Origin of the sequence: Promineifilum sp. (SeqCode) (genome assembly GCF_041918635.1) — a bacterium.
Lineage (GTDB): Bacteria > Chloroflexota > Anaerolineae > Promineifilales > Promineifilaceae > Promineifilum.
The window spans coordinates 1-13,569 of the sequence record NZ_JAYRVJ010000187.1 but is presented as its reverse complement, the minus strand read 5'-3'; the positions used below and the strand labels follow the sequence as shown (position 1 = coordinate 13,569).

Sequence of the window (13,569 nt, the reverse complement as noted above, 5' to 3'; positions counted from 1 at the left end):
GGCGGCGGCCGGCCCCGCTGGCGCGGCGGCGGCGGCGGCTATGGCGACCCCCGCCCCCAGCGCCCCGCCCAAGCCGGCCGCGCCCGGCACGCCCGAAGCGGTCGGGACAGTCACCCGGCCACCCGTGCCCTCCGGCGTGGGTGAGTACTTCCTGCCCATCAACCTCGGCCTGCGCGACGCGGCCACTCACTATCACTTCAGCCTGCCGGCTGGCTCGGCCGAATCGGGCATCCTCTACCGGCCGGCGCTGCTGGCCCAGGCTGAGGTGCGCCTGACCAACGCCCGCTACAAGTTGGACACCCGCGCCGCCTGGGCCGCGCTGGCCCCGGAGCCAGACCCGGCCGCCGCGCTCCGCTGGGAAGACATCGCCATCTCCGCCCTGGACGACCGCGCCCTCGACCGCGCCCCCATCCGCGACGCCCGCTTCGCCTCGCTCAGCGCCCCGCTGGCCGACGCCAAGCAGATGCGCGCCCTGGAGGCGGACTTCACCGACTGGATCGTGCGCCACGGCTCGGTGGACGTGCGCGTCAATGAGACGCTGAAAGTCTACGCCGGGCCGGATGTGGATGACGCCCAGTTCGAGGAGATGTGCCGCGACGCGGGCGACGACCGCATGCAGGCCGAGCTAGACAAAGTCAAAGCCCGCTTCGAGACGCGGCTGCGCTCCGCCCAGGAGAAGCTCCAGAAGGAGGAGCGCGAGCTGGCCCAGGACAAAGCGGAGTATGACCAGCGCAAGGGCGAGGAGTACGCCAAGCACGCCGAGACGCTGCTGAGCATCTTCGGCGGCCGGCGCAAGAGCCTGTCCGGCTCCATGTCCAAGCGGCGCATGACGGCCAACGCCAAGGCCGACATCGAGGAGTCGGAGCAGACCATCGTCGCGCTCCAGGAACAGTTGGGCGGGCTGAAGGAAGAACTGGAAGTGGAACTGGACAAGATCGAGGCGCGCTGGGACGCGATCATGGCCGAGACGAAGACGATGCCCGTCGCGCCGCGCAAGAGCGACGTACGCGTCGCCCTCTTCGGCGTGGCCTGGCAGCCGCACTACCTCGTCACCGACGCCTCCGGCCGCGCCCTCGAAATCCCCGCGTATAAATGAATTAACCACGGATTCTCACGGATTTCACGGATGTAACGGATTGAACCCTTGAATAGGATTCAATCCGTTTAATCCGTCTTATCCGTGAGAATCCGTGGTTAATTTATTCATTCACACCCCATCTCGGCCGGGTCGGGGTCGCGGGCCTCGGCCCAGCGGCGGTCAAACTCCTCCAGGTAGAGCCGGGCGATGCGCGGGTCGGCGATGGCGAAGACGTTCTCGTCGTTGCTGTCGGCGGCGTTGTCGGAGAAGTTCATCGAGCCGGTGACGACGACGTACTCGTCAATGATGACCACCTTGTGGTGGAACGTGCCAGGGTTGCCGTCCTGCCGCACAGCCGCGCCGGCGCAGTAGAGCGGCGGCATCTCGCTGTACTGCGTCTCGCTGCCGCGCGTCTCGAAGATACCCTGCACCTCGACGCCGGCCGCCAGCCGCTCGCGCATCGTCTCGCCCAGCGCGTCGTGGGTGAACGAGAAGGCCATGAAGTGGATGCTCTTCTCGGCCAGCCCGGTCAGCAGCATCAGATTCGCCAGCGGCTCATCCTCCGGCGCGAAGCGCACCGACACCGGCCGGTCGGCGCCGATGTCCACCATCTGATCGTCCACCGTGGACGGCGAGCGCGGCCCGAACTCGCCTGTCCACATCTCCTCGAACTCGCGGGTGAAGATGGCCGCCGCGACGGGCGACTCCAGCACCGTGACGTTGTTGTTGTTGCGAAACACGTCGTTGCTCGTCAGGTTCATCGAGCCTGTCCACAGGATGCGGCCGTCGATGATGATGAACTTATTGTGCATAAAGGCCGAGCGCAGATCGTCGCGGATGGGGATGCCGGCCTCCTCCATCAGCAGGAATTGGCCGCGCCCCTCCTCGCCGTCGGCGTCGATGCCATTCTCGTCGTCGGTGATCCAGCGCACGGCCACGCCGCGTTCGTGGGCGCGGATGAGCGCTTCGGCCACCGGCGTGAGGTTGGTCTCAAACACGGCCACGTCGATGGAAGTCTCGGCGGCGTCGATGTAATCGATGAGCCGGTCGATGAGGAACTGCCCGTTGGCCGGGTCGCCGGTGGCACCGGAGGTGAACAGCACGGCCCACGTCCCGGCGTCGTAACCCATACCCGGCGGCAGCGGGACGGACGAGGCGGGCAGCGTCGGCAGCGGGGCGGGGCCGGGCGGCGTGATAGGGGGCGTGGGCGCGCCGGGGGCCAGAGTCGGCAGGACGCGCGGCGTCGGCACAGTCCCGATGGGCGCGGGCGTCGGCCGGATGGGCGTGATGGTCGCGCCACCCCCCACCGGCAGCGGGACGCAGGCGCTCAGCACGCCGGCCAACAGGCCAACGGTCAACCAGGCAACGGCCGCCCATACCGCGCCGCGCCGGGCGCGCTGAGGAGGTCTATGGGGCATAATGCCGGGCGCTAGGAGGCATGCCGGGTGGAACTGTCCACCAATTGGCGCAGGCTGGCGATCTGTTCGAGCGGCCGGCCCTGCTGGGCGCGCCAGCGGCGACGGAAGGCGAGTAGGTCGGCCTCCGGCGGCGAGGCGAAACGGTCGCCCAGGGCCACGGCGGCCTGCTGCGTGGCGGCGTCCAGGTGCTCGTCGGCCGCGTCCGGCTCGTTGACCGCCTTGCCGACGCTCATCATCAGCCGGCGGGTGGCCCGCACGCGCCGCTGCAGCACGTCCTCGGCCGCGGCGTCGTCCAGCCCGGCCGTGTCGCCGACGATGGCCCGCGCCACGTCCACGCCCCAGGCCAGCAACTCCCGCGCCTCCGCGTCGTTGAGGCCCTCGGTCACTTGGCGGTTGCCCACCAGGCCGCCGACGACGCGCTGCTCGCGCTCGGCCAGCGACTTGGGCGGCGGCGCTTCGGTAGACGTGGGCAGCAGGGCGCGCGGGGCCGCGTCAGACTCCTCGCGGGCGTCCGCTTGCTGCCGCATCCATTGGGCCGCCGCGGGCACGTGGCGCGGCGCGTTGGGGTCGGCCGGCTGGTCATGATCGGGCATCAGACACCTCCGTTTACGAACGAATGAGCTAAACCCAATTGTAGGCGAAAGCGAGGCGATGGGAAAGGGAATACGAAGAGGAACACAGAGAGACACAGAGATCACACAGAGTTCCACGGAGAGAAGATTGGTTTTCCCTCCGTAGAACTCTGTGTCTCTCTGTGTACCTCTTGAATATCAGCCGGGCCAGGCGACTTCGAGGGCGTGGCACTGGCCGCGGGCCAGCCAGCCGTAGGATGTGCCGGGAGCCGGGTTCAGGATCTTCATCTCGATCTCCGTGCCGTCGCCCTTGACGAAGAAGACCTGAACGTAGACGGCGTCGAACGTGATGTCGATGTCGGAAATCCAGCCGCTATCCATCCAGCCCGTGTCGGCCCACCACGTCGCCAGCACCCGGCCGCCCACTTCGCGGACGACGTAGGTTCCGCGCCGCGCCGAGTCGGGGCCAACCTCGAAGTTGATCCGCAAGCAGGTTGGCAGGCGCGGCTCATCCCGCATCGGCGTGCTGGTGGGTGTCGCCGTGCTCTCCTGCGGGTTGGGCGGCAGCGTGGCCGTGGCCGTCGCCGTGCCCGTGGGCGGCGGCGTGCCCGTGGCCGTCGCGGTCGGCGTGGGTGTGAACGTCGCGCTGGGCAACGTGGCCGTGGCGGTGGGCGTCGGCGTGACCGTCGCGCCGGGCAGTGTCGCTGTGGCCGTGGGCGTGGCCGTCAGCGTGCCGGTGGGCGTCGCCGAGGGTGTCACCGTCTCGGTGGCGGTGGCCGTGGGCGTCTCGGTCGGCGGGAGCGTCCCGGTCGGGGTCAGGGTGGGGGTAGCCGTGGCCGTCGCGGTGGCCGTCGCCGTCGGCGTCGGCGTGGGCGTCAGCGTCACCGCGTCCTTGCAGATGCGGATGACCAGGGCCACGCTGTCGTTGGCATAGAACGTCAACTGGCCGGTCGTAGGAATCATGAAGCTGCCATAGGTCACCATGCCCTGAGGGACCGTATAGAGGCCATTCCCGCTGAGGCTGAATTCGTTGATGCGCTCGTCGATGTCGTCGTCGATCTGGGCGAACTGGATGACGCAGCCCGCATCCACGAAGCCGAAATCCACTGTCCGGTGGTAGGCATCGACGCCGCCTTCGGGCAGGAAGCTGAAACTCCACACGCGCTCGCCGGCCACAGCTGTATAGGTGGGGCCGTCCGCCGGGCGGTAATGATTGCGCCCGTACTTGATGATGAACTTGTGGTTGGAGTCGATATTAAAGGTGGCCGGCCCCTCACCGAGGAAGATGATTTCGGGCAGTGTCGGCACCTCTTGCCGCGCCACGCCCGTTTCGGCTCCCTGGGGCCCCATTACGCTAACCCATGCAACCAGTATCAGGGCCACAAAACCCAGGAAACTGAGAACCTGCTTCACTTCTACCTCCTGTCCTTATCGGGGATGATTCCCGGACTAGACAATACATTTTGGATGAACAGGAAGGCACTGCGCACTACAACCTTCTCTACCTGATAGTCTATGGTACGGCGCGTTTCTTACAATGAAGCTGTCGTGAATAATGCACGAAAAAAGGGCTTCCCGGCACTCGGGAAGCCCTTTTCGTTCATTCTGGCCCGTCGTGGGCCGCGTGGGGCGTGTTCTGGCTTAACCGCTTACGGCCAGGCCACCTCCAGGGCGTGGCACTGGTTGGTCGCCAGCCAGCCGTAGGACGTGTTGGGGGCCGGGTTCAGAATCTTCATCTCGATGGGATCGGAGCCGTCCCCCTTGACGAAGAGCACCTGGACGTAGACCGCCGGGAAGGAGATCTTCAGGTCGGTAATCCAGCCGCTGTCGAACCAGCCGTTGTCAGCCCACCACGTGGTCAGCACGCGGCCGCCCACTTCCTGCACCACATAGGTCCCGCGCCGCGCCGAGTCGGGGCCGACTTCAAAGTTCACCCGCGTGCAGGCCAGATACGGCCGCGGCGGTTTGTCTGTGTCAGGCCGCGGCGGCGTGACGGTCACCGTGGGCGTCGCCGTGGAAGGCGTGCTGGTCGTCGTGGGCGTCACGGTGATGGGCGTGCCGCTCGGCGTCGGCGTCGCCGTGGAAGGCGTGCCGGTGGCTGTCGATGTTGGGGTTTCGGTCGCCGTGCCGGTGGGCGTGATAGTCGGCGTGGCAGTGGGTGTGCCGGTTGGCGTGCCCGTCGGCGTGATGGTCGGCGTGTCCGTCGGCGTGCCGGTGGCTGTAGGCGTCGCCGTCACGGTTCCCGTTGGTGTGGCGGTCAGCGTGCCGGTTGGGGTGGCCGTAGGCGTGCCGGTGGCTGTGCCGGTCGGCGTGGCGGTGCTCGTGCCCGTGGGTGTGGCTGTGGGCGTCCCGGTCGGGGTCGCGGTCGGCGTGCCGGTTGGGGTTCCGGTGGGTGTCGCGGTCACTGTACCGGTGGCCGTGGCCGTCGCCGTGGGCGTGGCGGTCAGCGTGCCGGTCGGCGTGGGTGTGGGCGTTACGGTGTTTTCGCACATGAGCCAGACGAAGCCCACGCTGTCGTTGGCGCGGAAGGTCAGTGTTCCGGCGCTGGGCACGACGATGCTCTCTCTGACCACCATACCCTGGCTGACGGTGTGAAACTGGACTCCGTCGATCATGAAGTAGTTGATGCGCTCGTCAATGTCGTCATCGATCTGCACAAACTCGAACACACAACCGGCCTCTACCTGACCCAGAGTCACAGTCTGGCGAAAGGCTACTACCCTGCCAGGCGGGATGAAGCTATAGTCCCACACTCGCTCCCCGGCCGCAGCGGTATAAGAGGGTCCGGCTATATCGTGGTAGACGTTGCGGTTCGGCGGCTTAATTACAAAGCTGTGCGAGGGGTCAATGGTGAACGTGGCCGGCCCTTCGCCGAGGAATACGACGCTGGGCAGTTGAGCTGCCTGCTGGGCGATATCCAGCGCGCCCTCGCGCGGCCCCGCGACGCTAACCCAGGCAACGACCAGTAGGGCGATGAAGCCCAGGACACCGACAACTTGCTTCACATGTCACCTCCCACCGGAACAGAGCCGGTTCTTGTTGAATCCAACGTGAAGGGTTGTGTCCGATACCGCCGCGTCGTCCGGTACTACTAGACTCCGTTGCGCTTCAAGAAGTGGCATCCACAGACTTCACAGCCTTCGCAGATTCCCAGAGGTCATCTGTGAGGTACTGTAAGCGCCGTGGCGCCCTGTATCAGGACAGACCAGAGTAGACTGGGGCGACCAAGAGGGCGTTGATGGCTGGCTCTACCGACGGAGGGGGAGAAGACTGTGATCGCACAATCCCCTCCCCCTTTGTCGCTCAGTGGCGCCGCGCGCGGCGCGCCGTCCTATTCGATTCCTGCCCGCGCTTAGTTGGAACGCAGGCGGAAAGCCATGAAAATCGCGGAGATGCCGCCGACGATGGCAAACGCGCCGATGACCCAGGGCAACGTCGCCGTAGCGATCAGGGTGTTGCCCAGCAGGATGACACCGAAGAGGATGTTGATGATGCCCAGGACGCCGATGCCCCAACCGGCCCCGCGCAGCGCCTGGATGACGTTGACGATGCCCATGATCAAAGCCTGGATGCCCAGGACAACGACCAGGGTGAAGCCGAGCACCAGCGCGCCGGCCACGGGCTGGCTGAGGATGTAGTAGCCGGCCAGGATGCCGATGATGCCGCCGAGGAGCTTCCAGCCCCAGGCGGTGCGGTCGAGGAAGATGCTGACGATCTCGAAGATACCTGACAGGAACCAGTAGAGAGCCAGCACTTGCACGATGAAAAGTGTCGTTCTGATGGGGCTGGTGAAGAGCAAAATGCCGACGATGAGCAGGGCGATACCCTGAATGAGCGGAATCCACCAGGGCATGGATCGCGCCTGCGTCCCAAACGCAGAGGGATTCGATGAAACGGTCGTCATATTTAGAAATGTCTCCTTGCTATAGTGAACAATACAATGAAGGACAGCGGGCCGATAATCACAGCCCACAGCTTAGTATAGTCAATGATGGCGCGGATCGCAAGAGGGAAGTAATGGGTATAGGTGTTTTGACGCGCTACTTTCGTCGCTCCGGCGGCAATTTCATCTTGGCGTCGATGAACTCCTGATGGCTCAGCTTCAACCCCTGGGCGATGAGGCGGATCTGCTCCGTCTCCTCGAACGAGGCCGCGCCGTCGGCCGCGGCTACGGCGAAGAGCGCGTCCAGGAAGCGCCGCTGCTCGTCGGGCGTGGTGGCCGCGCTGAATTCGCGCACCAGGCGGTAGAAGTCCAGGCGGTCGCCGTCAGCCAGCGCCACCTCGACGGCGAACGCAGCTGACTCCGGCGACAGCCCCCAGGCCGCGGCCAGCGCTCGCTCCATGGCCGTGCGTTCCTCGCCGGCGGCCTCGTCCGAGACGTGGGCCACCAGCGCCAGCAGCCCGCCGGCCAGCCCCAGCCGGCGCAGTTCGGCGTCGGATATGTCCCAGGTGACGTTCTCGGCCGCCAGGCGCTGGCGTAGCTTATAGTACACGCGGTTGCGGACGAAGTCGTCCAGGTAGGCTTCGCGGCCGGGCGCGCCGGCCGTAGCCGCGGCGCGCCGGCCGATGAGCAGCCGCGAGAGGCCGCCCCAGACGCCCACGTCGGCCGTCGCCAGCGCCTCTTGAACCTGGGCCACAATGGCCCGCTCGGCGTCGCTAACCACGCCATCGGCGGCAACCATCTCGTCCAGCTTGCGCAGGGCCAGGTCGCGCTGCTCGGCCGAGGCGGTCAGTTCGCGCAGCCGGGCGACCAGCTGCTCGCGTTCGGCGGCGGTCACCGGCGCGTCGAGGTAGAGGTCTAGCTCGTTCCACTGGCGGGCCGAGACGTCGGGCAGCCGCCAGATGAGGTCTTTCAGGCAGCTATCCTCCTCGTCGGTGATCTCTCCGTCGGCCCACGCCGCGGCGATGATCACTTTGCCAAGGGTCATGATGAGGTCGTTGTCGGCCATCGTTGCTCCTTGATAGGGGTTAGGGGTTAGGGATTAGGGACTAGGGGCTAGGAAAGAGCGCTCTTCCCTAGTCCCTAGTCCCTAGCCCCTAACCCCTATCCCCTAAATATCCTTGCGCAGCGCCCGCCGCAGCGTCTCCTCGTCATCCGGGGAGAGGGACGTGTGGTAGATGGTTCCCGCGTAGGGGCGCAGGGCGGCGATGGTGGTGTCGGGTTCAGCGTCGCGGACGAGGATGAAGAGGGCCGATGAGTTGAGGGGCATGGCCCGCTCGACCTCCTCCAGGAAGCCCTTGTCGATGCCCAGTCCGGCCAGCGAGCCCATCAGCGCCCCGCCGAAGACGCCGACGAGCATGCTGCCAATCGGCCCGCCAAAGATGAAGCCGATGAGCAGACCCAGGACGCCGCCGCCGACCGCGCCGACCTTGATGCCCCGGTCGATCTCGTTGCGGACGTGAATCTTGCCCTCGGTGTCCTTGACGACGACGGCCGAGTCGTCGAGCATCAGCCGGCCGGCGTGCTCCACCTGGCTCAGCGAGTCGCGGACTTTCTCCGCCTCTTCGGGGTGGTCAAACGTAACGACAATCACGTAGGACATAGTTCACCTCTCACAGCAGAAACAGTAGAAACCGGGTTTTTCCGAAAAACCCGGTTTCTATGACCTACCGCACCGGCAGCGGCTTCACCTTCCAGATGTCCTCGGCGTATTGCCGCATGGCCCGGTCGGAGGAGAAGAAACCGCAGCGCGCCGCGTTGAGGATGGACTTCTCCGTCCAGCCGGCTGTGTCGCGGAACGCCTCGTCCACTTCGGCCTGGCACGCCACATACGCCTCGTAGTCGGCCAGCACCATGAACTCGTCCCGGTCGAGCAGCGAGCGCACGATCGGCTCGAACAGCGTCGGGTCGCCGTCGGAGAAGATGCCGGAACTGATCTGGTCGATGACGCGCTTTAGATCCTCGTTGGCTTCGTAGAACTCGCGGGGGTTGTACCCCTTCTCGCGCAAGGCGAAGACCTCTTCGACGGTCATGCCGAAGAGGAAGAAGTTTTCCGCGCCGACGCGCTCGCGGATCTCGACGTTGGCCCCATCCAGCGTGCCGATGGTCAGCGCGCCGTTGAGGGCCATTTTCATGTTGCCCGTGCCCGACGCCTCCTTGCCGGCCAGCGAGATCTGCTCGGACAAGTCCACGGCGGGGTAAATGGTCTCGGCCAGGGTCACGTTGAAGTTGGGCAGGAAGACCACCTTCAGCCGGCCGGCCACGGCCGGATCGTTGTTGACCACCTCGCCGACGGCGTTGATGAGCTTGATGATGAGCTTGGCCATGTAGTAGCCGGGCGCGGCCTTGGCCCCGAAGATAAAGGTGCGCGGCACGATGTCGAGCGCGGGGTCGTCGCTGAGACGGTTGTAGAGGGTGATGATGTGCAGCGCCTTCATGAGCTGGCGCTTGTACTCGTGCAGCCGCTTGACCATCACGTCGTACATCGAGTTGGGATCGACGACGATGCCGGTGCGCGTCTCGATCAGCTCCGCCAGCTCGGCCTTGTTGGCCGCCTTCACCAGCCGCCACGCCTGGCGGAAGTCCGGATCGGCGCAGTGGGCTTCCAGCTTCGACAGCTGCTCCAGGTCGCGCAGCCAGCCCTGGCCGATACGCGCGGTGATCAGCTTCGACAGACGCGGGTTCGCCAGTTGGATGAAGCGGCGTGGCGTGACGCCGTTGGTCTTGTTGTTGAACTTCTCCGGCCACAGCTCGTAGAAGTCGTGGAAGACTCGCTCCTTGAGCAGTTCCGAATGAAGCTCGGCCACGCCGTTGACGGAGAAGCTGCCGACCACGGCCAGATGGGCCATGCGCACCTGCCGGTCGTGGCCGTCTTCCAGCAGCGACATGCGCGACACGCGCGCGTAGTCGTTGGGGAAGCGGGCGTTGACCTCGCCCAGGAAGCGTTTGTTGATCTCGTAGATGATCTCGACGTGGCGCGGCAGCAGCCGCTCAAAGAGGCTGAGCGGCCACTTCTCCAGCGCCTCCGGCATCAGGGTATGACAGGTGTAGGCGAAGACGCGGCGGGTGAGCTCCCAGGCCGCGTGCCAGCCCAGGTTGTATTCGTCCAGCAGCAGGCGCATCAGTTCCGGGATGGCGACGACGGGATGAGTGTCGTTGAGCTGGATGACGGCCTTGTCGGCCAGGTTGGTGATGGGGTTGCCGGTGCGCAAATGGCGCTTGATGATGTCGCGCAGGGAGCAGGTGACGAAGAAGTACTGCTGGCGCAGCCGAAGCTCGCGCCCCTGTGGCGTGTTGTCGTTGGGGTAGAGCACCTTGGAGATGTTCTCGCTGTGCACCTTGCGGTCGACGGCGCTGGCGTAGTCGCCGATGTCGAACAGACGGAAATCAAACTCGTGGGTGGCCCGCGCCCGCCACAGCCGCAGGAAGTTGACTGTCGTCGTGCCGTAGCCGGGGACGAGCAGGTGGTGCGGCTCGCCCATGACTTCTTCGGCCGGGTGCCAGGTCACGTGCAGCTTGCCCCGCTCGTCCTTATAGTGCGAGGTGTGGCCGCCGAAGCCGACGGGGATCATGTCGTCGGGCTGCGCGAACTCCCAGGGGAAGTTGAGCCGCAGCCAGTCGTCGGGCTGCTCGACCTGGTAGCCGTCCTCGAACTCCTGGCGGAAGATGCCGTACTCGTAACGGATGCCGTAGCCGATGGCGGGGATGTCGAGGGTCGCCAGCGAATCGAGGAAGCAGGCCGCCAGCCGCCCCAGGCCGCCGTTGCCCAGACCCGGCTCCTCGTCCTGCGCGATCAACTCCTCCAGCGGGAACTGGGACGCGGCCAGCGCTTGCTTGGCCAGCTCCTCGGTCTCGGTGTAGAGCAGGTTTTGCGGCAACTGCCGGCCCAGCAGGTACTCGGCCGACAGGTAGTAGACGAAGCGGGGGTTGACGGCGTAGCGCATGTCCACCGTCTTGCGGAAGCGATCCACCAGGTGGTTGCGCACGGTGCGCGACAGGGCCATATATACGTCGTAGGCGCTGGCCGACTGCACGTTGGCCCCGCGCGCGTAGTACAGGTTGTTGACCAGGTATTGGCGGAACGCCTCCGGTGTGCGGTCGGTGCGTTCGGTAGTCGGGCGTTGAATGTCCATCAAGTCCTCTAGTGGCGACGATTGGGATGGGTCATTGGCCGGTTACATTCCAGTCGTCTGGGCAGACACACAGGTCTGCCCGTCTGGGCAGACACACAGGTCTGCCCCTACTCTTCGTCGAGCGCGTCCTTGATCCGGGACTCATCGCCGGCAGGCAGCGTCGAGCGCAGGATAACGGCGTCGGACGCTTTGAGGCGCTCCAGCACGGCGGCTTCGTCCCAGCGGTCGATGAGCAGGAAGAGGGCCGAATGCCCCGGCTGCACCGTTTCGCCCACCTCGCGGATGAAGTCGTCGTCGATGCCGATGTCGGTGAACTTGCCGGCCAGCGCCCCGGCGACGGCCCCCACGGCCATCCCCAGCCAGGGCGACAGGAAGAACAGCCCGACCAGCCCGCCCCAGGTGGCCCCGCCCAGCGCCCCCGCGCCGACCAGATTGACGGCCTGCCTGACGCGCACCTGCCCATCGTCCAGCCGGACGACGACGGCCGCGTCTTGCAGGTCGATGAGCTCCTGCTCGCGCAGTTCATCGAGCGCGTCGCGCATCTCGTCCGCGCCCTCCGCGGAGGGGAAAGCCAACACGATCATTCGAGCCATAGGAGAATTAGGAATTAGGAATTATGAAGGGAAGCGTCATGATGTGTGCGGGCGCTCCTCGTTCATAATTCCTAATTCATAATTAGTATTAGCCGCCGGCGAGGGCCTGGGCGCTTTGCATGACGGCCTGGCGGGCCAGGTCGAACCACGTGCCGGGCAACAGGCCCAGCAGCAGCGTCGCCAGCGCGGCCACGACGACGGCCGAGACGAGCGCCGGCTTCAGCACCATCTCCCCTTCGCCGTCGTACATGTACATCAGAAAGACGACCCGCAGGTAGTAGTAGCCGGAGATGACGCTGGTGACGACGCCGACGAGCGTCAGCCACAGCAGCCCCGACTCGATGGCCGAACGAAAGACGAAGAACTTGGCCGCGAAGCCGCCCGTCGGCGGCACGCCGGTCAGCGAGAGCATGAAGAAGGCCATGGCGATGGCTATCCACGGATAGCGCTTGGCCAGCCCCTTGTAGTCGTCGAGCAGGACGCCGACGTTCTCTTTGCGCTCCACGGCCACGGCCACGGCGAACGCGCCCAGGTTGGTGAAGGCGTAGGCGAACATGTAGAACAGCGCCGCGCTGACGCCGTCGGGGTTGGTGGCGCTGGCGGCCACGGCGATGAGGATGTAGCCGGCGTGGGCGATGCTGCTGTAGCCGAGCATGCGCTTGATGTTGGGCTGGACAATGGCCAGGAAGTTGCCGACGATCATCGTTAGCGCGGCCAGGACGGAGACGGCCGTCGTCCACGTCGGGCCGAGCATGGGCAGGGCGACGATGAGAATGCGCAGCAGAGCGGCGAAGCCGCCGACCTTGGCCCCCACGGACATGAAGGCGGTGACGACGGTCGGCGCGCCCTCGTACACATCGGGCGTCCACATGTGGAAGGGGGCCGCGGCGACCTTGAAGCCGAAGCCGACGAGGATCATGGCCGCGCCGGCCAGGGCCAGCAGCGTCGCGCCGCCGGCGTTCAGCGCGGCCACCACGCCGGGCAGCGCCGTCGTCCCGGTCGCGCCGTAGATGAGGGCGATGCCGTAGACGAAGATGGCCGAGGAGAACGCGCCCAGCACGAAGTACTTCATGGCCGACTCTTCCGACTCCGGCCGCGGCCAGGCCAGTCCGGCCATGATGTAGAGCGGGATGGACAGCAGTTCCAGGGCCAGGAAGATGAGGATGAGGTCGTTGGCCATGCCCATGAGCATCATGCCGCTCAGCGAGAAGAGCATGAGCATGTAGAACTCGGGGCGGTCGTGGCCGGTGCGCTGCAAGTAGTTGACGGCCAGCAGCACGGTCAGGATGCCGGTGATGGCGAAGATGACGTTGAGGGCCATGGCGAAGTTGTCGGCCACCAGCATGGGGAAGCCGCCGGGCACGGTGAAGGCCGTCCGGTTGCTATCCCACAGGGCGACCGAACTGATCAGGGCGCCGAACAGGCCGGCCACCGTCAGCGCCGGCGCGGCCCGCCGCGCCGTCTCGCCGTTCAGCAGGTCGATGAACATCAACAACATGCCCATCCCCGCCACCAGGAGCAGGGGCAACAGAACGAGGTAATCAATGGCAGGGGCTTGAAAGTCCATGATGTATCCTTGGGAGGGGGTGTCAGCATCGCAGGGGAGCGGGGGTGCAAGGGGGCGGGGGAAAAAGCGCTTATTGGGGGATGTTTCTTTTCACCCCTGCTCCCCAGATCCCCCGCTCCCCTGCATCATCAAAGTCGCGATACCATCCTCCCGGACCGGCGTAAGCCAAACCTTATTGCTATGAAACGTACTCTGCCCGGCGAAGTCGCCCAGAGCATCGGAAGTCGTCCAGTTCACGTTGCGGGGGCGGCCCCGGCCGTCGCCGTGC

The 13,569-nt window shown here is 65.9% G+C and carries 11 protein-coding genes; 1 reads left to right on the top strand and 10 read right to left on the bottom strand.

All coding sequences use genetic code 11. The features are described 5' to 3' along the window. Positions 1 to 1,096 (top strand): hypothetical protein (locus ACE3UY_RS06450; protein ID WP_374686729.1); only part of this gene is annotated, 1,096 nt, incomplete at its 5' end. Positions 1,097 to 1,203: 107 nt separating this feature from the next. Here ACE3UY_RS06450 and ACE3UY_RS06445 read toward each other — a convergent pair. The 10 genes from ACE3UY_RS06445 to ACE3UY_RS06400 all read right to left on the bottom strand — a co-directional run bounded on the left by ACE3UY_RS06445 (position 1,204) and on the right by ACE3UY_RS06400 (position 13,301). Further along, positions 1,204 to 2,496 carry a phosphatidylserine/phosphatidylglycerophosphate/cardiolipin synthase family protein gene (locus ACE3UY_RS06445; protein WP_374686728.1) on the bottom strand — a complete coding sequence of 431 codons (1,293 nt, stop codon included), beginning with the start codon at positions 2,494 to 2,496 and terminating at the stop codon, positions 1,204 to 1,206. An 11-nt stretch (positions 2,497 to 2,507) separates the two neighbouring features. Further along, on the bottom strand, positions 2,508 to 3,089 hold the full coding sequence (locus ACE3UY_RS06440) for a hypothetical protein (protein ID WP_374686727.1): 582 nt from the start codon (positions 3,087 to 3,089) through the stop codon (positions 2,508 to 2,510). A 177-nt stretch (positions 3,090 to 3,266) separates the two neighbouring features. Further along, a complete protein-coding gene (locus ACE3UY_RS06435; RefSeq protein WP_374686726.1) occupies positions 3,267 to 4,391 on the bottom strand; it encodes a hypothetical protein in 1,125 nt (374 codons plus the stop codon). Positions 4,392 to 4,717: 326 nt separating this feature from the next. After that, positions 4,718 to 6,073 (bottom strand): hypothetical protein, encoded by a 1,356-nt coding sequence (locus ACE3UY_RS06430; RefSeq protein ID WP_374686725.1) that lies wholly within the window; start codon positions 6,071 to 6,073, stop codon positions 4,718 to 4,720. Between the two features lie 347 nt (positions 6,074 to 6,420). Beyond that, positions 6,421 to 6,921, bottom strand: coding sequence for an HdeD family acid-resistance protein (locus tag ACE3UY_RS06425; protein WP_374686724.1), 501 nt, complete (start codon positions 6,919 to 6,921; stop codon positions 6,421 to 6,423). A gap of 187 nt (positions 6,922 to 7,108) precedes the next feature. Next, positions 7,109 to 8,017: a TerB family tellurite resistance protein gene (locus ACE3UY_RS06420; RefSeq protein WP_374686723.1), complete on the bottom strand. Its 909-nt coding sequence runs from the start codon at positions 8,015 to 8,017 to the stop codon at positions 7,109 to 7,111. 102 nt (positions 8,018 to 8,119) lie between these two features. Continuing rightward, entirely contained in the window at positions 8,120 to 8,611 is a 492-nt protein-coding gene (locus ACE3UY_RS06415) for a DUF1269 domain-containing protein (RefSeq protein WP_374686722.1), read from the bottom strand. Positions 8,612 to 8,675: 64 nt separating this feature from the next. Further along, the gene (locus tag ACE3UY_RS06410) at positions 8,676 to 11,141 is read right to left on the bottom strand and encodes a glycogen/starch/alpha-glucan phosphorylase (protein ID WP_374686721.1); all 2,466 of its coding nucleotides are present in this window, start codon (positions 11,139 to 11,141) and stop codon (positions 8,676 to 8,678) included. Positions 11,142 to 11,248: 107 nt separating this feature from the next. Further along, positions 11,249 to 11,734, bottom strand: coding sequence for a DUF1269 domain-containing protein (locus ACE3UY_RS06405; RefSeq protein WP_374686720.1), 486 nt, complete (start codon positions 11,732 to 11,734; stop codon positions 11,249 to 11,251). Positions 11,735 to 11,822: 88 nt separating this feature from the next. Then, on the bottom strand, positions 11,823 to 13,301 hold the full coding sequence (locus ACE3UY_RS06400; protein WP_374686719.1) for an NADH-quinone oxidoreductase subunit N: 1,479 nt from the start codon (positions 13,299 to 13,301) through the stop codon (positions 11,823 to 11,825). Between the last annotated feature and the right edge of the window lie 268 nt (positions 13,302 to 13,569).

Bases quoted from the DNA above. Each gene is read 5' to 3' on its own strand.
- ACE3UY_RS06400 (WP_374686719.1), bottom strand. From the start codon at position 13,301: ATGGACTTTCAAGCCCCTGCCATTGATTACCTCGTTCTGTTGCCCCTG.
- ACE3UY_RS06420 (WP_374686723.1), bottom strand. From the start codon at position 8,017: ATGGCCGACAACGACCTCATCATGACCCTTGGCAAAGTGATCATCGCC.
- ACE3UY_RS06410 (WP_374686721.1), bottom strand. From the start codon at position 11,141: ATGGACATTCAACGCCCGACTACCGAACGCACCGACCGCACACCGGAG.
- ACE3UY_RS06440 (WP_374686727.1), bottom strand. From the start codon at position 3,089: ATGCCCGATCATGACCAGCCGGCCGACCCCAACGCGCCGCGCCACGTG.
- ACE3UY_RS06425 (WP_374686724.1), bottom strand. From the start codon at position 6,921: ATGCCCTGGTGGATTCCGCTCATTCAGGGTATCGCCCTGCTCATCGTC.
- ACE3UY_RS06445 (WP_374686728.1), bottom strand. From the start codon at position 2,496: ATGCCCCATAGACCTCCTCAGCGCGCCCGGCGCGGCGCGGTATGGGCG.
- ACE3UY_RS06415 (WP_374686722.1), bottom strand. From the start codon at position 8,611: ATGTCCTACGTGATTGTCGTTACGTTTGACCACCCCGAAGAGGCGGAG.
- ACE3UY_RS06405 (WP_374686720.1), bottom strand. From the start codon at position 11,734: ATGGCTCGAATGATCGTGTTGGCTTTCCCCTCCGCGGAGGGCGCGGAC.